The 19,966-nt window shown below is 65.7% G+C and carries 16 protein-coding genes; 10 read left to right on the top strand and 6 right to left on the bottom strand.

The window, feature by feature from the left end; genetic code table 11:
* Window positions 1–95 precede the first annotated feature (95 nt).
* The 8 genes from AB7531_RS25885 to AB7531_RS25850 all read left to right on the top strand — a co-directional run bounded on the left by AB7531_RS25885 (window position 96) and on the right by AB7531_RS25850 (window position 9,047).
* Complete coding sequence (locus tag AB7531_RS25885) at window positions 96–1,715, top strand: peptide chain release factor 3 (RefSeq protein WP_063983730.1); 1,620 nt, start codon at window positions 96–98, stop codon at window positions 1,713–1,715.
* A gap of 232 nt (window positions 1,716–1,947) precedes the next feature.
* Complete coding sequence (locus AB7531_RS25880; protein WP_063983729.1) at window positions 1,948–2,526, top strand: hypothetical protein; 579 nt, start codon at window positions 1,948–1,950, stop codon at window positions 2,524–2,526.
* Window positions 2,527–2,692: 166 nt separating this feature from the next.
* Window positions 2,693–3,277 carry an NnrU family protein gene (locus AB7531_RS25875; RefSeq protein ID WP_063983728.1) on the top strand — a complete coding sequence of 195 codons (585 nt, stop codon included), beginning with the start codon at window positions 2,693–2,695 and terminating at the stop codon, window positions 3,275–3,277.
* 75 nt (window positions 3,278–3,352) lie between these two features.
* The gene (locus AB7531_RS25870; RefSeq protein WP_063983727.1) at window positions 3,353–4,945 is read left to right on the top strand and encodes a class I adenylate-forming enzyme family protein; all 1,593 of its coding nucleotides are present in this window, start codon (window positions 3,353–3,355) and stop codon (window positions 4,943–4,945) included.
* Between the two features lie 167 nt (window positions 4,946–5,112).
* Window positions 5,113–5,766: a tetratricopeptide repeat protein gene (locus tag AB7531_RS25865; protein ID WP_063983726.1), complete on the top strand. Its 654-nt coding sequence runs from the start codon at window positions 5,113–5,115 to the stop codon at window positions 5,764–5,766.
* 44 nt (window positions 5,767–5,810) lie between these two features.
* A complete protein-coding gene (locus AB7531_RS25860; protein WP_166352690.1) occupies window positions 5,811–6,362 on the top strand; it encodes a hypothetical protein in 552 nt (183 codons plus the stop codon).
* Between the two features lie 49 nt (window positions 6,363–6,411).
* Window positions 6,412–7,794 (top strand): ribosome biogenesis GTPase Der, encoded by a 1,383-nt coding sequence (gene der, locus AB7531_RS25855; RefSeq protein WP_063983725.1) that lies wholly within the window; start codon window positions 6,412–6,414, stop codon window positions 7,792–7,794.
* Window positions 7,791–9,047, top strand: coding sequence for a TCR/Tet family MFS transporter (locus AB7531_RS25850; protein WP_084795163.1), 1,257 nt, complete (start codon window positions 7,791–7,793; stop codon window positions 9,045–9,047). The genes der and AB7531_RS25850 overlap by 4 nt, the downstream gene beginning before the upstream one ends.
* A gap of 105 nt (window positions 9,048–9,152) precedes the next feature.
* Here AB7531_RS25850 and AB7531_RS25845 read toward each other — a convergent pair whose 3' ends face one another.
* The 6 genes from AB7531_RS25845 to radA form a co-directional block, all read right to left on the bottom strand.
* Window positions 9,153–10,379 carry an ABC transporter substrate-binding protein gene (locus tag AB7531_RS25845; protein WP_063983724.1) on the bottom strand — a complete coding sequence of 409 codons (1,227 nt, stop codon included), beginning with the start codon at window positions 10,377–10,379 and terminating at the stop codon, window positions 9,153–9,155.
* Between the two features lie 166 nt (window positions 10,380–10,545).
* A complete protein-coding gene (locus AB7531_RS25840) occupies window positions 10,546–11,709 on the bottom strand; it encodes a hypothetical protein (protein WP_231144878.1) in 1,164 nt (387 codons plus the stop codon).
* Window positions 11,710–11,787: 78 nt separating this feature from the next.
* Window positions 11,788–12,528 (bottom strand): SDR family NAD(P)-dependent oxidoreductase, encoded by a 741-nt coding sequence (locus AB7531_RS25835; RefSeq protein ID WP_063983722.1) that lies wholly within the window; start codon window positions 12,526–12,528, stop codon window positions 11,788–11,790.
* A gap of 216 nt (window positions 12,529–12,744) precedes the next feature.
* The gene (gene purF, locus AB7531_RS25830) at window positions 12,745–14,250 is read right to left on the bottom strand and encodes an amidophosphoribosyltransferase (protein ID WP_063983721.1); all 1,506 of its coding nucleotides are present in this window, start codon (window positions 14,248–14,250) and stop codon (window positions 12,745–12,747) included.
* Window positions 14,251–14,279: 29 nt separating this feature from the next.
* The gene (locus AB7531_RS25825) at window positions 14,280–14,909 is read right to left on the bottom strand and encodes a CvpA family protein (RefSeq protein WP_063983720.1); all 630 of its coding nucleotides are present in this window, start codon (window positions 14,907–14,909) and stop codon (window positions 14,280–14,282) included.
* Between the two features lie 166 nt (window positions 14,910–15,075).
* Window positions 15,076–16,524: a DNA repair protein RadA gene (gene radA / locus AB7531_RS25820; RefSeq protein ID WP_063983719.1), complete on the bottom strand. Its 1,449-nt coding sequence runs from the start codon at window positions 16,522–16,524 to the stop codon at window positions 15,076–15,078.
* Window positions 16,525–16,725: 201 nt separating this feature from the next.
* Here radA and AB7531_RS25815 point away from each other — a divergent pair, with 201 nt between their 5' ends.
* Both AB7531_RS25815 and AB7531_RS25810 read left to right on the top strand, forming a co-directional pair.
* On the top strand, window positions 16,726–17,883 hold the full coding sequence (locus AB7531_RS25815; protein ID WP_231144879.1) for an ABC transporter substrate-binding protein: 1,158 nt from the start codon (window positions 16,726–16,728) through the stop codon (window positions 17,881–17,883).
* The gene (locus tag AB7531_RS25810) at window positions 17,883–19,961 is read left to right on the top strand and encodes a putative bifunctional diguanylate cyclase/phosphodiesterase (RefSeq protein ID WP_063983717.1); all 2,079 of its coding nucleotides are present in this window, start codon (window positions 17,883–17,885) and stop codon (window positions 19,959–19,961) included. The genes AB7531_RS25815 and AB7531_RS25810 overlap by 1 nt, the downstream gene beginning before the upstream one ends.
* Window positions 19,962–19,966 lie beyond the last annotated feature (5 nt).

The raw sequence follows: 19,966 nt of genomic DNA, 5'->3' as shown, positions 1-19,966 counted from the left end.
TCCTCCCCGGGAGCGGATATGGGGCTGGCCGTAGGGCTCCGCAATCACCACATGAGGCTTGATCAGGCCCATTTTCCCTGCCAAACGCTCCCGCCATGTCCGACATCGCCATATCAGCCGACTCGCCGGCCCGTTCCCCGCTTGCCACCGAGGTGGCGCGGCGGCGCACCTTCGCGATCATCTCCCACCCGGACGCGGGCAAAACCACGCTGACCGAGAAACTGCTGCTGTTCGGCGGCGCCATCAATCTCGCCGGCCAGGTCAAGGCCAAGGGCGAGCGGCGCAACACCCGTTCGGACTGGATGAAGATCGAGCGCGAGCGCGGCATCTCGGTCGTGACCTCGGTCATGACGTTCGAGTTCGAGGGTCTCGTGTTCAATCTGCTGGACACGCCGGGCCACGAGGACTTTTCGGAGGACACCTACCGTACGCTCACGGCCGTCGACTCCGCCGTCATGGTGATCGACGCTGCCAAGGGCATCGAGGCGCGCACCCGAAAGCTGTTCGAAGTCTGCCGCCTGCGCGACATTCCGATCATCACCTTCATCAACAAGATGGACCGCGAGAGCCGCGACGTGTTCGAGCTGCTCGACGAGATCGAGAAGACGCTCGCGCTCGACACCACGCCGATGACCTGGCCGGTCGGCCGCGGCCGCGATTTCCTCGGCACCTATGACGTTGCCAATGGCGGCGTGCGTCTGCTCGAAGGCGGCGGCGCCAAGACCGGCGCTGCACAGCAGATCGAGATCGCCGAGCTCGGCAAGCTCAACGCCAACCTCGATGTCGGCGCGGTCAAGGACGAGCTCGAGCTTGTCACCGAGGCCTCGAAACCGTTCGAACTCGCCGCCTTTCGCGAGGGGCATCTGACGCCGGTCTATTTCGGCAGCGCGCTGCGCAATTTCGGCGTCGGCGACCTCCTGGAAGGCCTCGGCAAGTTCGCGCCGGAGCCGCGCGCGCAGGAGAGCGACCAGCGCAAGGTCGAGGCGACCGACCCGCGCATGAGCGCCTTCGTGTTCAAGATCCAGGCGAACATGGATCCGAACCACCGCGACCGCATTGCTTTTGCGCGCCTGTGCTCCGGCAAGCTCAGCCGCGGCATGAAGGCGAAGCTGGTGCGCACCGGCAAGAGCATGCCGCTGTCGAGCCCGCAATTCTTCTTCGCACAGGACCGGTCGGTCGCGGACGAAGCCTTCGCCGGCGACGTCGTCGGCATTCCCAATCACGGCACGCTGCGCATCGGCGACACCCTGACCGAGGGCGAGGATTTCACCTTCGTCGGCGTGCCGAGCTTCGCGCCGGAAATCGTCCGCCGCGTGCGTCTCACCGACGCGATGAAGGCGAAGAAGCTGAAGGAAGCGCTTCAGCAAATGTCCGAAGAGGGCGTGGTGCAGGTGTTCCGCCCGCGCGACGGCGCACCGGCGCTGGTCGGCGTGGTCGGCGCGCTGCAGCTTGACGTGCTGAAGGCACGGCTCGAGGCGGAATATTCGCTGCCCGTCGAGTTCGAGGTCAGCGAGTTCCAGCTCGCCCGGTGGGTCTCATCCGAAGATCGCAAGAAGCTCGACACTTTCATCGCCGCCAACACCTCGAGCATCGCCGACGATGTCGACGGCGATCCCGTGTATCTGGCGAGAAACGAGTTCTATCTCGGCTACGCCAGGGAGCGCGCCGAGGGCATCGAGTTCACGAACGTCAAGGACGTCAAGAAGAAGGGGTAGGGCGTACTCCGCGCGCTGCTGCGTGGCCACACTCCGCTGTCATTCCCCGCGAAGGCGGGGAATCCAGTACGCCGCAGCCTCTCGATTCCATCACCGCCGTCTCGGAGTACTGGGTCGCCCGGTCGAGCCGGGCGACGACACCGGAGCTAAACGCGAGCATGTGAACAGCCGTAGGCTTGACGCGTTCGTTGGCAATGCCACGTTTGTGCGTGTGACATTGTGAGCTCGCATCATGTGGCGCGGCATCCTCGTTTTCCTCCTATTGGCGATATCGACGGTTGCCGCCGATGCGCAGCGCCGCCAGATCAATCCGATCCCGTTTTCGCATGAGCCGTGCAGCGTGCTCGACGGCCGGCCCTGCACGCCGTACTATTGCAGCCCGCTCGAGCCCGGCCCCTGCATTCCCGAGATCGATTATCCCTACGGTCAGAACCTCCAGCTCACGATCGAAACCGTGCCGACGGAGGCTGATCGCGCCAAATACCGGAAGCCGGATCACGATCTCGATACGATCGGCGATCTCTTCGCCGAGCTGCGCACCTGCTGGTCGCCGCCATCGGACAATGCGCGCGCGGGCATGCAGATGGCGGTGCGCTTCAGCTTCAACAAGGCAGGCGGCATGATCGGTCCGCCGCAGCTGACCTATGCGACCGCGGGCGTCCCGGCCGATACCCGAACGACCTATCTCAACGCGATCAATTCATCGCTGAAAGCCTGCCTGCCGCTCAAATTCACCAGCGGCCTCGGCGGCGCTCTGGCCGGACGCCCGATCGCGATCCGCTATGTCGATAATCGCGAGCTTGGAAAATAGCTCTATCCCCGCATCTTGCGGACTGCGCTTGCGCGGGTCTCGCAGGATGAAGGCCGCGCTGTTGCAGACCCGAGCCTTCACGCCTGACCATGAGGCGTGAGAGTTGCGACCCGCGCCCAATCGATGATACGCCATGGGCGGGGGCGCTGGTTGAGGGGAGGATGTCGTGGGTCTGCTGGTCATGATCCTGGGGCTGATGCTGTTTTTTGCGGCCCATGTTTTCACAACGAAACGAGAGGCGCGCGCGCAAGCGATCGCGAGACTGGGCGAGGGGACCTACAAGATCCTCTATGCGGCCGTCTCGCTTGCGGGATTGGCGCTGATCATCTGGGGCTTTGCCCATTATCGCGCTGCCGGAATGATCCCGGTTTGGGAGCCGCCGGTCGCATTCAAGCACATTACAGTCGCGCTGATGCTGCCCGCGGTCATCCTGGTGGTGGCGTCCTACTTGCGCGGGCGCATCTATGCGACGCTGAAGCATCCGATGCTGGCGGGCATCAAATTGTGGGCGGCCGCGCATCTGCTTGCCAATGGCGATCTCGGCTCCATCATCCTGTTTGGCTCGTTCCTGGGCTGGGCCGTGTACGACCGCATCTCGCTGAAGCATCGCACCGATGGCGGCGGCCCGCCGATTCCAGTGGGTGGGGTGACCAATGATCTGATCGCTGTTGCAGTCGGCGTCGTCGCCTATCTCGCGCTGGCTTTCGCATTCCACCCGGTTGTGATCGGCGTTCCCGTCATGGGGGGCTAACGACAGCCGATCAGCGCAAGACGGTTCCGCGCAGCCGTGCGCGGAACGTGACAAGCAACAGCCGAGGGCATCCCGATGGACTGGTCGCAATCTCAGATCCCGCCGATGCGGTTCGAGGCGCGCTTCGGCGATCGGGTGGTGCCGGCCTTCAGCGACCGGCCGGCGAGCCTGTGGGCGATGATCGCGGACGCTTGCGCCCGCAATCCTGACGGCGAAGCGCTGATCGCAGGCGATGTCCGGTTGAGCTGGCGGCAGGCCGTGGAGCAGGCCGCGCGGATCGCGGCGGGCTTTCGCAAGCTCGGCCTGCAGCGTGGCGATCGCGTCGCGATCCTGCTCGGCAATCGTATCGAATTTCCACTGCTGCTGTTTGCCGCTGCGCATGAGGGGCTGGTGACGGTGCTGCTCGGCACGCGCCAGCAGAAGCCTGAGATCGCCTATGTCCTCGCCGATTGCGGCGCCAGGATCCTGATCCATGAAGCAGGGCTCACCGAGCGGCTGCCCGATGCGCTTGATGTTCCCGACGTCATCCGCCGCATCGCCGTCGACAGCGATCAGGCCCTGTCGCGTTTCGCCGTGCTCGCCGACAACGTCCCGGCACCGGCGCCGGTCGAGATCGGCGAGGAGGACACCGCGATGATCCTGTACACCTCGGGCACGACGGGCAAGCCGAAGGGCGCGATGCTCGCCCATTGCAACATCGTCCATTCCTCGATGGTGTTCGTCTCCTGCCTGCAATTGACGGAAGCGGACCGTTCGATCGCGGCGGTGCCGCTCGGCCACGTCACCGGCGTCGTAGCCAACATCACGACCATGATCCGCTGCGGCGGCGCGCTGATCATCATGCCCGAGTTCAAGGCTGCCGATTATCTCAGGCTCGCCGCGCGCGAGCGCGTCACCTACACCGTGATGGTGCCGGCGATGTACAATCTCTGCCTGCTCCAGCCCGATTTCGACAGCTACGATCTCTCGAGCTGGCGCATCGGCGGCTTTGGCGGCGCGCCGATGCCGGTCGCGACCATCGAGAAGCTCAAGGCGACGATTCCCGGCCTGAAGCTCGCGAACTGCTACGGCTCGACCGAGACGACGTCGCCCTCGACGATCATGCCGGGCGAGCTGACCGCGAGCCACATCGACAGTGTCGGCCTGCCGTGTCCGGGTGCCCGCATCGTCGCGATGGGAGCGGACGGGCGCGAGCTGCCCGCTGGCGAGATCGGCGAGCTCTGGATCCAGAGCGCCTCCGTCATCAAGGGCTACTGGAATAATCCGAAGGCGACGGCCGAAAGCTTCACGGGTGGCTTCTGGCATTCCGGTGATCTCGGCTCGGTCGATGCGGAGGGGTTTGTCCGCGTGTTCGACCGGCAGAAGGACATGATCAATCGCGGCGGCCTGAAGATCTATTCGGCCGAGGTCGAGTCCGTGCTGGCCGGCCACCCCGCCGTGGTCGAGAGCGCGATCATTGCCAAGGCCTGCCCGGTGCTGGGCGAGCGCGTCCACGCCGTGGTGGTGACGCGCGCCCCGGTGACCGGCGAGGCCTTGCGCGCCTGGTGCGCGGAGCGGCTGTCCGACTACAAGGTCCCCGAAACCATGGCGATCACCCCCGAGCCGCTGCCGCGCAATGCCAACGGCAAGGTGCTGAAGCGGCAGCTGCGGGAGCTCCTGGGAACCTGAGCCGGACAGGCCGGTCCGGGCTGTTCCGGGTGGTTAACGCCTTGATTGGGCTCGCTTTGCCTTGCCACCGCCATATCGTTAGGGTACCCCGCCGCCACGTGGGGGACGGGGATTCCTGACGCGAACGCATTGGCGCGCGCACCCGGACGGGCATGGGATTAACATAAGTGTCTGAATTATTTGACGAAGTCGACGAGGAAGTACGTCGCGAACAGCTCAAGAAGCTGTGGGACAAGTATTCGATCGTCTTCATTGCCCTGATGGTGCTGATCGTGGCTGCTGTGGGCGGCTGGCGCGGCTACCAGTACCTGGAGGGCAAGAAGGCCGCCGAGGCCGGCGCCGCCTTCGAGAAGGCCGCTGAGCTGTCCGACCAGGACAAGCACGCGGAGGCCGAGGCCGCCTTCACCGCGCTCGCCGCCAAGGCTCCCTCGGGTTATCGCACCCTGGCGCGGCTACGTGCCGCGGCCGAGGCAGCGCCCCGCGATCCCAAGGCGGCCGCCAAGATGTTTGACGACATCGCCGCCGATCGCAGCATCGGTGGTGAGTGGCAGGACCTGGCGAAGATTCGCGCCGCCGGCTTGCTGGTCGACAGCGCGTCCTATGCCGACATGCAGCAGCGGCTGGAGTCCTCCGCCGCGCCCAAATCCACGTTCCGCCACAGCGCCCGCGAGTTGCTGGCGCTATCGGCCTGGCGCAACAACGACATGACCGCGGCCCGCAAATGGCTCGACGCGATTGCCGAGGACGGCGAAACGCCGCCCGGTTTGCGCTCACGCGCCGAGGCGCTCCAGGCCCTGCTGCCGCCCGTCGCCAAAAGCTGACCAAGAGCTGACCTTCGGGCTCTCTGACGTAGACGAGACACAAGATGCGCCGCACGCCACGCTTGATCGCAGCCGCCGTCCTGATCGCCTTCACGGGCATCCTGGGCGGCTGCTCCAGCTTCGATCCAAGCGACATGCTCGACTTCCTCGACACCAAGAAGAAGCTGCCGGGCGACCGCAAGCCGGTCTTCCCGGAGGGCGTTCCGGGCCTCGAGCAGGGCGTGCCGCGGGAGATGTACAAGGGCGCAGCACAGCAGCAGCCGGATCCGAACGCACCGGCCGTCGCGGCTCTGCCCGCCGAGCCGCCGCCCGAGGCCAAGCCGGCAAAGGGTACCAAGGCGAAGAAGACCAAACAGCCTGCCAGCACCGCGGCCGCGCCCGCTGAGGCGCCGGCGGGCGAGGTCGACGGCGAGGCCCAGCCGGAGGCCGCGCCGCCCACGGCCGCTCCGCCGCCCAAGCAGAAGATCGTGCGCAAGCGCACCACCGCCCCGCCGCCGGATCAACCCGTCCAGCAGGCGCAACCGACCCAGACCACCCAGCAGCAATCGCAGGGAGCTTTCCCGGCACCGATGCCGAGCGGCAGCTTTTCGCGCTGATCCCTTCATTACATTGACAGGCGCGGCCTTCGCAGCGCACGAATGACCGATGTCCTTCACGATTGCTATTATCGGCCGGCCCAATGTCGGCAAATCGACGCTGTTCAACCGCCTGGTTGGGCAGAAGCTCGCGCTCGTCGATGACCTGCCGGGCGTTACCCGCGACCGCCGCGAAGGCGAGGCCAGGCTCGGCGACCTCGAATTCACCATCATCGACACCGCTGGCCTCGACGAGGGCGCCAAGGGCTCGCTGACCGCGCGCATGCAGGAGCAGACCGAGGCCGCGATCGCACAGGCCGACGCGCTGTTCTTCGTCATCGACGCCCGCATCGGCCTGACGCCCACCGACCGCGCCTTCGCCGATTTCGCCCGCAAGGCCGACAAGCCGGTACTGCTGGTCGCCAACAAGAGCGAAGGCAAGCATGGCGATGCCGGCGCGATGGAGGCCTTTGCGCTCGGCCTCGGCGATCCCATCCAGGTCTCGGCCGAGCACGGCGAGGGCATGGGCGAGCTGTATGACGCGCTCCGTGAGTTGATGCCGGAGCCTGTCGACGAAGATGAAGCCGATGACGATGAGCCGCTGACCGAGGAGGAGGCCGCGACGCGTCCGATCCGCGTCGCCATCGTCGGCCGGCCCAATGCCGGCAAGTCGACGCTGATCAACCATCTGCTCGGCGAGGAGCGCCTGCTGACGAGCCCGGAGGCAGGCACCACGCGCGATTCCATCGCGGTCGAGATCAACTGGAGGGGCCGCGAATTTCGCGTGTTCGATACCGCAGGCCTGCGCCGTCGCTCGCGCATCGAGGAAAAGCTCGAGAAGCTCTCGGTCGCCGACGCGTTGCGCGCGGTCCGCTTTGCCGAAGTCGTCGTGATGATGATGGATACGCAGAACCGCTTCGAGGAGCAGGATCTGCGCATCGCCGATCTGATCGAGCGCGAAGGCCGCGCGGTCGTGCTCGCAGTCAACAAATGGGATTTGATGGAGACCAAGGGCGGCGGCGCCATCTCGGGCCTGCGCCGGGATGCCGACCATTGGCTGCCGCAGATCAAGGGCGTGCCGATCGTCGCCGTATCAGGTCTGATGGGCGAGGGCATCGATCGGCTGATGCAGGCGATCCAGGACGCCTACGCGGTCTGGAACAGGCGCGTGCCGACTTCCGCGCTCAATCGCTGGTTCGAGCAGGCCGTGCAGGCCAATCCGCCGCCGGCGGTGTCCGGCAGACGGCTCAAGCTGAATTATATCACGCAGAACAAGGCGCGTCCGCCGAGCTTCGTGCTGTTCTGCTCGCGCGCGGACGCGGTGCCGCAGTCCTATTTGCGCTACCTGACCAATTCCATGCGCGAGGCCTTTGAGCTGCCGGGTACGCCGGTGCGCATCACCTTGCGCGAAAAGGCCAACCCCTTCGCCCACAAGCGCAAGCGGCCGTCGTGAGCAACGATGCCGGCGAGGCGACGGCGCGAAGCGCTGCGCCGGTCCGGCGTGGTGCCGTCGCCTTCATCTTCGTCACCATCCTGCTCGACATGCTCGCGCTCGGCGGGATCATGCCGATCCTGCCGAAGCTGATCGAGAGCTTCGTCGACAACGACACCGCGCATGCGGCCCGCATCTTCGGCCTGTTCGGCACCGCCTGGGCGCTGATGCAGTTCGTGTTCTCGCCGGTGCTCGGCGCGCTGTCGGATCGCTTCGGACGGCGGCCGGTGGTGCTGCTGTCGAATTTCGGGCTCGCCGCCGACTATGTGCTGATGGCGCTCGCGCCGTCGCTGCTCTGGTTGTTCATCGGCCGCGTGATCTCGGGCATCACCTCGGCGAGCATTTCGACCGCCTTTGCCTATATCGCCGACATCACGCCGCCGGAGCGGCGCGCGGCCGTCTTCGGCAGGATTGGAGCTGCCTTCGGCGCCGGCTTCATCCTGGGCCCGGCGCTCGGCGGCCTGCTCGGCGATATCGATCCGCGGCTGCCGTTCTGGGCGTCGGCGGCTTTGAGCTTTGCCAATGCGCTCTATGGGCTCTTCGTCCTGCCGGAATCGCTGGCGCCGGAGCGGCGCGCGCCGTTCCGCTGGACCAGCGCCAATCCGGTCGGAGCGCTGCACTTGCTGCGTTCCAACGCGGCGTTGGCCGCGTTATCCATCGTCAACTTCATCGCACAAGTCGCGCATGTCGTGCTGCCCTCGACTTTCGTGCTCTATGCGACCTATCGCTACGGCTGGGATTCCAAGACCGTGGGTCTGACGCTCGCGATGGTCGGCATCTGCGCCATGGTGGTGCAGGGGCTCGCCATCGGCCCGATCGTGCGCGTGCTCGGCGAGCGGAATGCGCTGGTGCTCGGTCTGTGCTGTGGCGCGATTGGCTTCGTGATCTTCGGCGCGGCGCCGACCGGCCCGCTGTTCTGGATCGGCATTCCCGTGATGTCGCTGTGGGGAATCTCGGGCGCCGCCATGCAATCCTTGATGACGCGGCTGGTTGCGCCCGATCAGCAGGGCCAGTTGCAGGGCGCAACCGCGAGCGTGCAGAGCGTCTCGCAGCTCGTCGGGCCGTTCCTGTTCACGCTGACGTTTTCCTATTTCATCGGCGCCAGCGCGCCGTGGCATCTGCCCGGCGCGCCATTCCTGCTTGCGGCGGTATTGATGGTGGTATGTGTCGCCATCGCGATGCGGTCGCTATCTGCCACGAAGACGGTTTCGTAGGGTGGGTAAAGCGAAGCGTGCCCACCGCTACTTCGTCAACTCGCGGAGAGAAGGTGGGCACGGCGCTTACGCGCCTTTGCCCACCCTACGGCAGCGTCGACTCTCTTACTTCTTCACCAGCGGACACTCGCTGTCCTTGAGCGGCTTGGCCGCGTCTTCCGCCGCGATCGTGGCGATCTGCTTGTAGTAGTCCCACGGACCCTTCGACTCCTCGGGCTTCTTCACCTCGAACAGATAGGCCGGGATGAGACGGCGTCCGTCCTGGCGCAGCGGGCCATTGCCGAACAGCGGATCGTCGGTCGGCAGCTCCTTCATCTTGGCGACGACCTTGGCGCCGTCATGCGGGTTGCCGCCGAGCGCTTCCATCGCCTTGAGATAGTGCAGCACCATCGCGTAGTTGCCGGCCTGGGTCATCGACGGCATCGCGTTCTTGCTGGCCAGGGCAGCGAAGCGCTTCGACCAGGCGCGGGTCTGCTCGTTCATGTCCCAGTAGAAGGACTCGGTGAAGGTCAGGCCGTGCGCGGTCTTTAACCCCAGCGAATGCACGTCGTTGATGAACAGCAGCAGCGCCGCGAGCTTCTGGCCGCCCGATACGATGCCGAATTCGGCCGCCTGCTTGATCGAGTTCGTGGTGTCGCCGCCGGCATTGGCGAGGCCGACCACCTTGGCCTTGGACGATTGGGCCTGCAGCAGGAAGGACGAGAAGTCCGAGCTGTTGATCGGGTGCTTGACGCTGCCCAGCACCTTGCCGCCGTTTGCCGTCACGACGGCCGTGGTGTCGCGTTCCAGCGCGTGGCCGAAGGCATAATCCGCGGTAAGAAAGAACCAGGTGTCGCCGCCGGCCTTGGTCAGCGCCTTGCCGGTGCCGTTGGCGAGCATGTAGGTGTCGTAAGTGTAGGAGATCGTGTTCGGCGTGCAGGCCTTGCCGGTCAAGTCGGCAGAGGCGGCGCCGGAATTCAGCAGCACCGAATTCTTTTCCTTGACGAGGTTGCTGACCGCAAGCGCGACGCCGGAGTTCGGCGTATCAGCGATCGCATCGACCTTCTCGTTGTCGATCCACTGCCGAGCGATATTGACGCCGACGTCCGGCTTGTTCTGGTGATCGCCGCTCAGAACGTCGATCTTCCAGCCCTTCTTGAGCAGGCCGGAATCCTCGACGGCCATCTTGATCGCGACCACGGAGTTCGGGCCGCCGATATCGGCATAAAGGCTCGACATGTCATTCAAGACGCCGATCTTGACGGTCTTGTCCTGCGCGTAAGCGGATGTTGCAAAACCGAAGGCGGCACAGGCCAGAAGGGCCGCATAGCGGCGCGCGAGCGTCGTCGTCATAAAAGGTCTCCTCCATTTTCAATATGCGGACGGCTCTCTTGCGGAGCCTTGTTCCGGCTGATCGCTCTACCGTGTCCCACGGCTGGCGGCAATGCGCCTAAAGCCGGATGACGCTGCGGCGTAGCGTCATCCGTCGGTTAACCTTTGGGCAAAGTGTGTTGAGACGCTATTTGAGCGCGTCCGAGGTCAGCTTGAATTTCTGGATGCGCTTACCGGTGTCGACCTCGGCGGTATAGACGTTACCCTTGGCGTCTATCGCCATGGCATGCACCCAGTGGAACTGCCCGGCATTGCGGCCGTTGTGGCCGAAGCTGCCGGCCACGCTGCCGTCCTCGCGCTTGATCACCCGGATCTCGTTGTTCTCGCCGTCGGCGCTGAGCAAATAGGTCTGCTTCGGATCGGGCCAGATCGCGATGTCCCACACCGCGCCGTTGCCGAGGGTGTTCTTCTCGAAGAAGAACTCCTTCACGAAGGTGCCATCCTTTTTGAACACCTGGATGCGATTGTTGATGCGGTCGCAGACGTAGACGAGACCGTCATTGGCGAGCTTCACGCAATGGACGGGATTTCCGAATTGTTGGGAGACGGGCGCCTTGGGATCATACGCCGCCTGCTTATTGTCATCGGGCTTGTTGCCATAGGCGCCCCAGTGCCGCTTGTAAGCGAGCGTCGTCGCATCGAACACGATGACGCGGCGGTTGCCATAACCGTCGGCGACGTAGATTTCGTTCGCCGCCTTGTCGATCGCGGTTTCGGCGGGCTTGCCGAGCTGCGTGGTGTCGTTGCTGCCGAGGCTCGGCGCGATCTTTCCGATCTGGGCGACGAACTTGCCGTCGAGCGTGAATTTCAAAATGGCATTGTCGTTGTCGGCGTTGCCGCCGACCCAGACGAAGCCGCGCTCGTCGACCTCGATGCCGTGCTCGCGGCCGACCCATTCATAGCCTTCGCCCGGACCGCCCCACGACCGCAGCAGATTGCCGTCGGTGTCGAATTCGAGCACGGGCGGCGCCGAGACGCAGCACTTCGAGCGCGGCGGGTTGAGGCTCGCGCCTTTCTCGTCATCGGTGAGCGAACGCGGGCGATGGATCACCCAGATATGGCCCTGCCAGTCGACGGTGATGCCGCCGACCTGGCCGAGGATCCAGTTGTTCGGCAGCTGTTTTGGCCAGGAGGCATCGACCGCGAAGGTCGGGACGTCACCCGCAGTCGCCGTGCCTGGAAGCACGAACGCGATGGCTGCAATAAGGATGGAGAAGGCGTGAGAGACTCGTACGAGCGCACGGCCGAGCCTTGTACAGACAAGCCCTGCGCGATCATGCCACGGCGCCATGGCAACCTCCCTTTTTTGGCTTGCGGCTTGCTGCCGCTTGAGCGCGGGCAGTCAATCGCGGGGAGGCACGCGAGTCAATCAGGCCGGCGAGCGGAAGCTCATCAGTGTGCGGGTCTTGTAGTCGTAGAACTTGCCGGTTTCGGTCCAGTCAGGCGCGCACATCGGGACGATGAATTCGGCGACCTGCTCGGGTGTCTCCAGCGTCGCCGGATCTTCGCCCGGCATCAACGTGGCCCGCATGCGGGTGCGGATCGGGCCCGGGTTGAACAGGTTGACACGGAGCGGCGTGTTCGCGGTTTCCTGCGCCCAGGCGCGGGCCAGCGTTTCCAGCGCGGCCTTGGAGGCGGCGTAGGGGCTGACATAGGCGGTGGCCTTGTTGGCGGCGCCCGAGGTGATGAACACGGCCCGGCCGGCATCGGACTGCCTCAGCAGCGGCTCCATGCAGCGGATCAGCTGGAAGTTCGCCGAGACGTTGACGGCCATCACGTCGGTGAAGGCTTTCAGTTCGATGTGGCCGACCGGCGAGGAGGGGCCGAGCACGCCGGCATTGCCGACGAGGATGTCGAGCTTGCCGTAGCGCTCGTGCAGGCCGGCGCCGAGCCGCGCGATGCCGTCGGAATCGGTGAGATTGAGCGGCACCAGCGTGGCGCTGCCGCCGTCTTTCCGGATCTCGTCATCGAGCTCTTCGAGCCCGCCCTGCGTGCGCGCCGTCGCAACGATATGCGCGCCGGCCTTGGCCAGCGCCTTGGCCGTGGCAAAGCCGATGCCGCGCGAGGCGCCGGTGACGAGAGCGATGCGGTTGGCGAGGGGATTTGTCATGGCGGGGTTTTACAGGCGTGGATGGCCGGGACAAGCCCGGAATTTCTGCCCTCGAGCTCCCGCCGCAGCCCTACTGGATATTGGTACTATTGTTCGGGCCGTTCCCCGAGCTGTCAGGCGGCACCTTCATGCCCTGCCTGAAGGCAAGACGATGAAGCCGACCAAAAGCCCTCCGCAGAGAATGGCGATGGCCAGCTGCATCGTCGCGGTCTTTCGTCAGCTCGCTTCCGCCAGCAGCGACAATTGCCGCGGCTGCTGCTCGGTCTGGGTCTGGTCGGTGAGGTGGGTCGGATACGCCCCGGTGAAGCAATGATCCGAGAATTTCGGATTGGCGGGGTCGCGGCCGGGCTCGCCCATGGCGCGATACATGCCGTCGATCGACAGGAAGGCGAGCGAGTCGGCGCCGATGATCTCGCGCATCTCCTCCAGCGAATGCGTCGCGGCCAGGAGGCCGCCGCGATCCGGCAGGTCGATGCCGTAATAATCGGGATAGAGGATCGGCGGCGAGGCGAGGCGGAAATGGACTTCCTTGGCGCCGGCATCGCGCATCATGCGCACGATCTTCTTCGAGGTGGTGCCGCGCACCAGCGAGTCGTCGATCAGGATGATGCGCTTGCCTTCGATCGCGGCGCGGTTGGCCGAATGCTTCATGCGCACGCCGGACTCGCGGATCGCCTGGGTCGGCTGGATGAAGGTGCGGCCGACATAGTGGTTGCGGATGATGCCGAGCTCGAACGGCACGCCGGAATGCTGGCTGTAGCCGACCGCGGCGGGTACGCCGGAATCCGGCACCGGGACGACGACGTCGATCGGCACATGGCTCTCGCGCGCGAGCTGCGCACCAAAGGCCTTGCGCACTTCGTAGACCGAGCGGCCGTGAACGATGGAGTCCGGACGGGAGAAATAGATGTATTCGAAGATGCAGGGGCGTGGCGCCATCGGCGGGAACGGCTTGTGGATGTCCTGGCCGTTCTCGTCGAACACGATGACTTCGCCGGGCTCGATGTCGCGAATGAAGCGCGCGCCGATGATGTCGAGCGCGCAGGTCTCCGAGGTCAGGATCGGGCAACCGTCGAGCTCGCCGAGCACCAGCGGGCGGATGCCGCGTGGATCGCGCGCGCCGACCAGCTTCTTGTTGGTCAGCGAAACCAGCGCATAGGCGCCCTCGATCTCGCGCAGGGCGTCGATGTAGCGCTCGATGAAGCGGCTGCGCCTGGAGCGCGCGACGAGATGCAGGATCACCTCGGTGTCGGTGGTCGACTGCATCATCGCGCCGTTCTTCACGAGCTCGCGGCGCAGCGTCAGGCCGTTGGTGAGGTTGCCGTTGTGGGCGACCGCAAGGCCGCCGGCATTGAGCTCGGCGAACAGCGGCTGCACGTTGCGCAGGATGGTGGCGCCGGTGGTGGAGTAGCGGACATGACCGACGGCCATATTGCCGGGCAGGCGGTCGATCACCTCGCGGCGGGAGAAGGTGTCGCCGACGAGGCCGAGGCGGCGTTCCGAGTGAAAGCGGCTGCCGTCGTAGGAGACGATGCCGGCGGCCTCCTGGCCGCGATGCTGGAGGGCGTGGAGGCCGAGCGCCGTGATGGCCGCGGCGTCAGGGTGGCCGTAGATGCCGAAGACGCCGCATTCCTCGCGGAGCGTATCGCCCTCCAGGTCGTCCTGAAGCTCTAGCGCGGCTGGGCCGAGATCAAGTTGGGCGTCCTGGTCAGGGTGTCGCATCTCGTCCGCGCCTCTCTTTTAGGGCCTAATCAACGCGCCGCAGGTTTCTCGATCAGCTTCTTGAGGCTGTCACGAGCAGGTTTACTGTATCCGTCGCCAGTGCCCGAAGGCTGCGGTTCGGAATCAGCTTGATCATCATCTGGTTTGTTTTTCTTGAATCTCTTCAAGATGGTGTTCTCGGGGTCGTCAGGCAAGAGGGCCATCAGCCAATCCCCGGTTCCCTGGAGCACCACGCGAGATTTGGCCCCCGTGACCCAGTCCGGGCGCTGCTTGTCCGGCACCAGCCAGGTGAAGAACAGGAACGCGACCACGACGATCAAAAGCCCGCGAGCGAGGCCAAACAGGAAGCCCAGGGTGCGGTCTAGCGCGCCGATGCGCGAATCCAGGATCATGTCGGAGATCCGGACCGTGATCACGGAGACCACGACCAGGGTGCCCACGAACACGCCGGCGACCACGACGACGCTCGCCACCGTGTCGTTGTTGAAATAGGTCTTTGCGGTCGGCAGCAGCTTCGAGAACGAGTACAGCGTCACGATCGCCGCTGCGCCCCAGGCCGCGATCGACAGGATTTCGCGCATGAAGCCGCGGACCATGGCGAGCAGGCCCGAGATCAGCATCACACCGAGCAGGATCAGGTCGAGGAGTGTTACTGGCATCGGCTGGTCGGGTCCGCTCGTACTTCAAAGGTGCTCAGCGAATCGGTGCTTGGCCGTGGCCCTAAGTGAGGGCCAGACGGCGTTCCCGGCAAGGCCGCAACCACGCAATCCCATGCTGCTTTTGTGACGGCTGTATAGCGGTGGGGGCGGAGGACGTCACCTCCACCTAACCCTCTCCACGGCGGAATCTTGCCGGTGTGGCATTTTTCTCCGCCGGCGGGCTCGAGTCGCCGCGGCGGGAGCCCCGGGCCGCGATCTCGGCCACCAGTGTCGTCAGGCTGTTGATCGCGTTCAGGGACAGTCCGGCGTCGCCGCCAGCATCGCCGCCACGGGCCGATTCGGGCAGCACGGCGCGCTTGAAGCCGAGCTTGACCGCTTCCTTGAGCCGGGCCGGGGTCTGCGCCACCGGGCGGATGACGCCGGAGAGCGAAATCTCGCCGAAATAGACAGCATCGGTGGGTAACTGCGCATTAACCAGGGATGAAACCAGTGCGGCCGCGGCGGCCATATCGGCCGCCGGCTCGTGGATGCGCAGGCCGCCCGCGACGTTCAGATAGACGTCGTGGCCGGACAGCTTGACCCCGCAATGGGCCTCCAGCACCGCCAGCACCATGGAGAGCCTGCTCTGATCCCAGCCGACCACGGCCCTACGCGGGGTGCCGAGCGAGGTGGGGGCCACCAAGGCCTGCAATTCGACCAGAACGGGCCTCGTACCCTCGATGCCCGCGAAGACTGCGGTGCCCGGCGTGCCCAGATCGCGCTCGGACAGGAACAGCTCGGAGGGATTGGTGACCTCGCGCAGGCCAAGGCCGGTCATCTCGAACACGCCGATCTCGTCGGTCGGGCCGAAGCGGTTCTTCACTGCGCGCAGGATGCGGAATTGCTGTGAGCCTTCGCCCTCGAAGGACAGCACCGCATCGACCATGTGCTCGACCACGCGGGGGCCTGCGATCTGGCCGTCCTTGGTGACATGGCCGACCAGGATGATGGCAGCACCGGTCTTCTTGGCGAAGCGGATCAGCGCCTGCGCCGAGGCGCGCACCTGGGTGACCGTGCCGGGCGCGGATTCCACCGTGTCGGTCCACATGGTCTGGATCGAGTCGATCACGATCAGCCGCGGCACCGCGCCTTCCGACAGCGTCGAGACGATATCCTCGACAGAGGTCTCGGCCGCCAGCTGCACCGGCGCGTCCGACAAGCCGAGCCGCTCGGCGCGCAGGCGCACCTGGGCGACCGCCTCTTCGCCGGAGATGTAGACGATGCGGTGGCCGGCGCGCGCCATCATGCTGGTGGCCTGCGTCAGCAGCGTCGACTTGCCGATGCCGGGATCGCCGCCGACCAGCAGCACCGAGCCGCGGACGAAGCCGCCACCGGTGACGCGGTCGAGCTCGGTCATGCCTGAGGACAGGCGAGGAGCGTCCTGGGTCTTCCCCGACAGGCTCTCCAGCGCAAACGTCCGGCCCTTGCGCTTGGAGCGGATCGAGACCGGCACGCTGCCGGTCGTGTCCTCCTCGGCAAGCGTGTTCCACTCGCCGCAGGATTCGCACTTGCCCTGCCAGCGGTTATAGGCCGCGCCGCAGTTCTGGCAGACGAAGGAAAGCGTGTTCTTGGCCATGGGGACAGCGAGTCGGGGTTTTCAGGTTTGCTGATAGCACGGAATGACGGGCGAGACGGCGATCGCCGTAACCCCCATTAGCCCAATTCACCGCAGCCGATACACCCTTTGTTAGCTCTACGCCGCCGCGCCGTTCCGGACTTTGCCAAATGTTAGCGGACGCCGGTCCAGTTTCGAAACCGATACGGGATGGCGAAACGAATGACGGTAGTCTTGCGGATAATGCTCGCCGTGGGCATGGCCTGCGGCCTTCTTCTGCCGATTGGCGGCGCCGTTGCGGCCGACGCCGGGCGTCTCAATATCGTTTTCGTCAACCCTGGCAAGACCGGCGAGGTCTACTGGGACATGGTCGCGCAGACCATGCAGGCCGCGGGCCGCAAGCTCGACGCGCATGTCGAGGTGCTGACCAGCGAACGAAATTACCGCACCATGCAGGAGCTTGGCTTCGGCGTGGTGGCACGCGCCGACAAGCCGGACTTCCTCATCCTGTCGAACGAGGAATCCGCCGCCGTTCCCATCCTGGAGGCGGCCGAGGCCGCCGGGGTCAAGACGCTGCTGCTCTCGAACACGCTGATCGGCGACGACGCCGCGCGCCTCGGACCGCCCCGGCAAAAGCTCAAGACCTGGCTCGGCGACATCACGACGGATCTCCAGACCGCGGGTGCGAGGATGGCCAATGCCTTGATCAAAGTGGCGCGCGCCGAGAAATGGCAGAGCCCGGACGGCAAGATCCACATTCTCGGCATCGGCGGCGACGAGATCACGCCGGCCTCGATCGCCCGCAACGCGGGTCTCAAGCTCGCGGTGGACGCCGCGCCCGACGTGGTGGTGGACCGGATGCTGTTCGCCAACTGGACCCAGTCGGAGGCAGAGCAGGTCACCAGGAATTATCTGAGCTGGGCCGCGCGCAAGGAGATCCGGCCTGCCGGCATCTGGGCCGGAAACGATCCGATGGCGCTCGGCGCGCTTCGCGCGGTGGTCGCGGCCGGCCTCACGCCCGGCCGAAACATCCAGCTGGTCGGCCTCAACTGGTCGGAGGACGCGCTGCGCGAGATCAAGGCGGGCCGTCTGCTCATGACCGATGGCGGACATTTTCTGCTCGGCGGCTGGTCGATCGTCCTCCTGCGCGACTACGCCGACGGCTGCGATTTCGCGACCGCATCGCCCCGCGTCGAGGCCAGGACGTCCGCGATCACGCGCGACAATCTCGCTTCGGTCGGAGACCTCATCAAGACGCGCGCCTTCGATCGGATCGATTTCGCACGCTTCAGGGCGAGGGCGGGGCGCTGCGGCCAGTACGATTTCTCCATCGATGCGCTCATCTCTTCGCTGACGCTTCCGGAAGGCGCTGCTGACTGATGCGAAACGGTGACGACATGACCGATCGGGATCGCAAGCAGCAGGCGACGGCGCCGTCGCGCTCGCGCTCGGTGGTCCGTGCGATGATCTGGGCCACCGTGCCGGTGCTGCTGGTGGTGCAGCTGCTCGCCTCCGCCGGCGTCGAGGCATCGAGCTTCTGGTCGCAGATCAGGCAGCTCGACGCGCGCATTGCCCGCACCGCAGAGAGCCGCGCCGAGCTGATCGCCGAGCCGCTCTGGAAGATGCGCTACGATCAGGTCACGAGCGTGCTCAACGAGATCATGCACGACGAGACCATTGCCGCGGCGGCCGTTTATGACGACACCGGCGTCGCGATCGCGCGGGTGGTGGCGCGGCCGGCGGACCAGGCGGTATCGGAAGTCTCGCGTCCGATCCGCTACAGCAACGGCAACATCGCCGTGCAGGCCGGTCGTATCGCGATCGCCTATTCCTATGCGACGGTCTACACGGACACGGGCAGCCGGCTGATGCTGCTGCTGGTGGTCGGCCTGCTCGCAACATTTGCCACCCTGATCGCGATGCGGATATCGGCCAACATCTTCATCGGCAAGCCGCTTACCGCGATCATGTCGGCGATCCAGCGCAGCAAGCAGGACGGGCGAGCCTATCCGGCCGACATCAAATCGACGAACGAATTCGGCCAGCTCGCGCGTGCCTTCAACGCCATGCAGCACACGACATCGGGCGCGCTCGACCGGCTCGGGCACATGGCCGCGCACGATCCGCTCACGGGCCTGCCCAATCGTCGCTCGCTGTCCGAGCATCTGGTGACCCTGAGCGGCGATGCCGGCTCGCCGGACTCGCTGATCGCCTTCTGCTTCATCGATCTCGACGACTTCAAGGGCATCAACGACACCTTCGGCCATGATGCCGGCGACAAGTTCCTGGTGCACATCTCCGAGCGCCTTCGTGATGCGGTCGAACCGCAGGATTGGGTCGCCCGGCTCGGCGGCGACGAATTCGTCGTCATCCGCCCCGAGGTCAGCAATGAAGCGACCGCCCAGGCGTTCGCGCGCCAGCTGTTAGATGCGATTTCCGAGCCGATCCGGCTGCACGACAAGCAGGTCGTGCCGCGCGCCAGCATCGGCCTTGCCGTGCGCCGCGCCGGCGATCCCGAGCTGTCGCATTTGCCGGCGCTCGCCGACATCGCGCTCTACCATGCCAAGAGCAAGGCGCCCGGCACGGTCGCCGTGCTCGACGAAGCGCTTCAGCGCGACTATCGCCGCCGCCGGGATCTCGAGCTCGCCATTCCCGCAGGCTTCGCCGACGGGCAGTTCGAGGTCTGGTATCAAAGCCAGGTCGACCTCGAGAGCCAGGCCGTTGTCGGCCTCGAGGCGCTGATCCGCTGGCGCCATCCCGAACTTGGTTTGATCGGTCCCGGCGAATTCCTGCCGCTGATTGAGCGCAGCGGCAACAATGCGCGGCTGACGCGCTACGTGCTGACCGATGCCTGTCGCGCGCTGCAGCGACTGGCATCCGCCGGCAGGCCGCAGATCCGGATCGCGATCAATCTGCCGCCGTCCGAGCTCGCCGACCATTCGCTCGCTGCCGAGCTGCGCGCGACCTGCGCGCGTTTCGATGTCGCGGCATCATTGCTGGAGCTCGAGATCACCGAGGGCTCGCTGATCAACAACATCGCCAGCGCCTCCGAGACGCTGCACCGCCTGCGGCGCCTGGGCGCAACCATCGCGCTCGACGATTTCGGCACCGGCTATAGCTCGCTCGCTCATCTCCGGCGTTTCCCGCTCGACAAGGTCAAGATCGACAAAGCCTTCATCAGCGAGATCCCTGACAGCGCGGAAGACAAGGCGATCGTCGGCGTCATCGCCTCGCTCGCCGGCACGCTGGGGCTGAAGCTTGTCGCGGAAGGCATCGAGCGGCCCGAGCAGGCTGAGGCCATGCGCGAGATGGGCGTGATGCTCGGGCAGGGTTATCACTACCATCGGCCGCAGCCGCTCGACGCCGTGCTGCAATGGCTCGAAAAGCAGGCGGTACCCACTGAGACAAGCCGCGTCGTCGCCGGCAGCCCGTCGATCGCGCCCGAATTCGCCGCCTGAGCGCG

It is taken from the genome of Bradyrhizobium sp. 63_E2_N1_3, assembly GCF_052076005.1.
GTDB classification, from domain to species: domain Bacteria; phylum Pseudomonadota; class Alphaproteobacteria; order Rhizobiales; family Xanthobacteraceae; genus Bradyrhizobium; species Bradyrhizobium barranii.
The sequence above is the reverse complement of the archived record's forward strand: the minus strand, read 5'-3'. Positions and strand labels throughout refer to the sequence as shown.